Origin of the sequence: Blautia sp. CAG:257, from assembly GCF_000433815.1 — a bacterium.
Classification (GTDB): Bacteria; Bacillota; Clostridia; order Lachnospirales; family Lachnospiraceae; genus Blautia_A; species Blautia_A caecimuris.
This window is the reverse complement of record NZ_HF999098.1, coordinates 1-3,422: the sequence shown is the minus strand read 5'-3', so window position 1 is coordinate 3,422 and position 3,422 is coordinate 1. Positions and strand designations below refer to the sequence as shown.

The following is a 3,422-nucleotide window of genomic DNA, read 5'->3' as shown; positions in this document are numbered from 1 at the left end:
TAAATTTAAATCGAATTAGCACAACGAGTTAAATTACTATAAGTTTAAGTATAAAGTAAAAAATGATATGGTACATATTATTATTATTATTATTATTATTATTATTATTTGGTTTGGGCAGAGCGGATTTTTATGTTCTGCCCTTAATTATATTATAATACAGTTTCCGGATATGATAATAAGACTGTTTTAGTTGATTCTCATAGATTATTATCTGATAAAAAGACATTTTAAGCATAGGTTGTACTTTGTTTATAAAATGAGAGAAGTCACTTAGACAGTAACAAATCAAAAGTACATTTTTTATGAGTATTGATGGATTTTGCAGAAAAAAGTAATGTCTATGAAAATGGTGTCTCTATATAGCTGAGGAGATATTGAATTTTGTGATTTTTATAGGATTATGGAGGGGCTGAGATGGAAGAGAATCCTAAAGTTGTTCAGAAAAAGTTTAATAGTATTTATCATAAAATGCTGGAAAAAGAAGGAGAGTGTGATATGTGCAAAACAAAAATTTGAATCTGTGAAGGAGGATACGCTGAAAGGTTTTATTGGCTGATTTGTAAGGCTATAAAGTTATAAATAAACAAGCTTGAGTTGCTCTGTCTGGATAAATCTTTTTTGATATGATATTCTTTAATAGGTTATATTTAACAGGAGGTATGATGTGAAAAGAAGAAAATACAGATGGATTATGCTTGGAGGAGTCCTGTTGATTTTATTTTTAACAGCAGTGACTGTTTTACGGCATGGTAACATGGAAACAGTTACAAAATATATGGAACAAGCAGAGAAGGAACAGGGATTTATAGACGGTCAGCAGGAAATTATAGAAGATTATCTGGATTCAAAAAAAGAAAAAGACAGTGAATATTATTTTATATCCGCGTTTATGGATTTTTTGCAGGCTGATTATCAGACTGCGGAAAAGAAATTACAGAAAGCGTCCGTAAATCTGGAACAGTGTGCCAATGAATTTGTAAGAAGTCATACGTATCTGCTGCTGAATGAAATATTGGAAAATCAGAATAAGACAGAAGGACTGTGTGAAAATGCTGCTCTGGCATTAAAATATATCGGCGGCGCACATGATTACCGTAATAATACAGACTTGTGCTGGAGAGCGGTTGCTCCTTTAAGAGGATCGTCACAAAATATTCTTCAGGGCGCCCGGCTTTTGGAAAAGTATGCAGCAGAGACAGACGGACTGAAAAAAGAGACGGTGATCAAACTTTATGGGAATATCGGACAGCTTTATTCTCTGACTGGCTCCTATTCATCTGCTCTGTATTATTACTGGAGAGGAATGGACGAATTGAATTCCGGCGTTTTTATCAATGATTCCTGCAGTTATCAGGCAAAGTTTTGGGCAATGATCGGTGACATTGCCTATGTGCTGGAACAATATCCCCTTGCCATTGAGAATTACAACAGAGCTCTGGAAGCAGCAGATACGTGCGGAAACAGCAGGGAGACTGCCTTTCTGAATAGTCTTTCTCTGATAAACAAAAGCGCTTCATATCTGGAACTTGGCGAGTTTTCAGCAGCAGAGGAGGCGTTAAAGGAGCTGGATAAATTTCTTCCGGAGCTGGATGTTCATGAAAAAGATGACATAGAGATTTTGCGATATAATCAGGAAGCTTTGATTTTGATCTGTACAGGAAAATCAGAAGAAGCAGAGGAAAAGCTTATAAAGGCGGAGACCCTTATAAAAACAGATACAGAAGAATATTCGCTTAACAAGAACGTGTATCTGGAGTATACAAGAGCCTGCCTGTATAAAAGCAGAAAACAGTATGATAAGGCGATTCCTCTGTATCTGGATATCGAATCAGTCTCCCGGGAACAGGGGCTTGATTTTGAAAAAAGTGTTTATTACAATATGGCAGAAATATATAAAGAACAGAAGGAACTTGATGAATACATACGGTATCATGAGCTTTACACTAATGTGCTGAAAACGAAGAATCTGTCTTTAAGCGAGGAATACATTGAGTATTCTCAGGAACTTTATGAATATAATCTGCTGAAGAAAAAAGAATACAGAAGAGATTTTTTCTTTTTTATTGTAACGCTGGCAGCAGCATCTGTTTTTTCTTTTATTATTATAGCCCTGATCAAATGGAGACAAAAAAGCTGGACGGATCAGCTTACCGGTCTGCATAATCGGATGTATCTTCAGGAATATATGAAGAAAAACAGCAAGCGCATGATAAACAGACCACTTTCTGTGATTATGGCAGATATTGATTTCTTCAAGCAGTATAATGATTATTACGGACATCTGCAGGGAGATCAGGGAATAAAATCGGTAGCGGGGGCACTGAAGGCCTCTGTACGTAAAGATGACCTGACAGTGCGTTATGGAGGAGAGGAACTTCTGGTGGTACTTCCTGGTTCATCGCCGGATGGGACCCGGCAGGCAGCAGAAAGAATACAGAAAAATATTCAAAAGCTGTGTATTCCTCATTTCCGTTCTGCAGTTTCAGACAGACTGACAGTAAGTATGGGGATTTATACGGCACAATATAGGGGAGAAGATATTTCTGTCTTTATAGAATATGCTGACAAGGCTCTTTATCAGGCAAAAGCAGAGGGGCGCAATTGTTATAGACAATATCAGGAATGTTGAAGAAAACAGTAAATTCAGAGCATATTCAACTTTTTCTTTTTCTTTCATATTCTAGGAAGGAAGAGAAAAGGAGTATAATTAAATATGAAAATCAAAAAAAGACTGACCGCAGCTGTCATGGCTATTCTTCTGGCGGCAACAGCGCTTCCGACAGCTGTACTGGCAGAGGCAAAAAATGATGAAAAAGAACTGACAAAAGTAACGTTGAACGAGGTAGCTCATTCTGTTTTTTATGCGCCTCAGTACGTTGCCATTGAAAAGGGGTATTTTGCAGACCAGGGTCTGGATGTGGAACTGGTGACTGGTTTTGGAGCGGATAAGGTTCTGACAGCTTTGATCTCCGGGGAAGCGGATATTGGATTTATGGGAGCGGAGGCCTCTATTTACGCGTATCAGGAGGGAGCCACAGATCCGGCAGTGAACTTTGCCCAGCTGACTCAGCGTGCAGGAAATTTCCTGGTGGCAAGAGAAGAGATGACGGATTTTCAGTGGAGTGATCTGAAGGGGAAAAAAGTGCTTGGCGGTCGAAAAGGTGGCGTACATATATCAATGTAAATTATGAGACGATTGTGATTTTGTGTAATTGGGTGGATGGATTGAATAGTGCGAAGAAGTCGCAACAAATAGAATAGCTTTAAATATAAGTGGAAATATTTTGTTAATATCTCCACTTATATTTTGCGAAATTTTGTTATCTTTTTCCAGTTAATCGGAAAACCCATATATTCAAAAAGATCATTTAATTTCAAATTTGAATTCTGCTTTTCATATCGGTCAAAAATATGCAATA

Annotated in this window: 1 protein-coding gene and 1 pseudogene; both read left to right on the top strand. The window is 37.4% G+C overall.

Annotated elements, in window-relative coordinates; genetic code table 11:
- Positions 1-667 precede the first annotated feature (667 nt).
- On the top strand, positions 668-2,632 hold the full coding sequence (locus QVP40_RS11520; RefSeq protein ID WP_022068552.1) for a diguanylate cyclase domain-containing protein: 1,965 nt from the start codon (positions 668-670) through the stop codon (positions 2,630-2,632).
- Between the two features lie 117 nt (positions 2,633-2,749).
- Positions 2,750-3,172, top strand: a pseudogene (locus tag QVP40_RS11515) (ABC transporter substrate-binding protein); the annotation flags it as partial.
- Between the last annotated feature and the right edge of the window lie 250 nt (positions 3,173-3,422).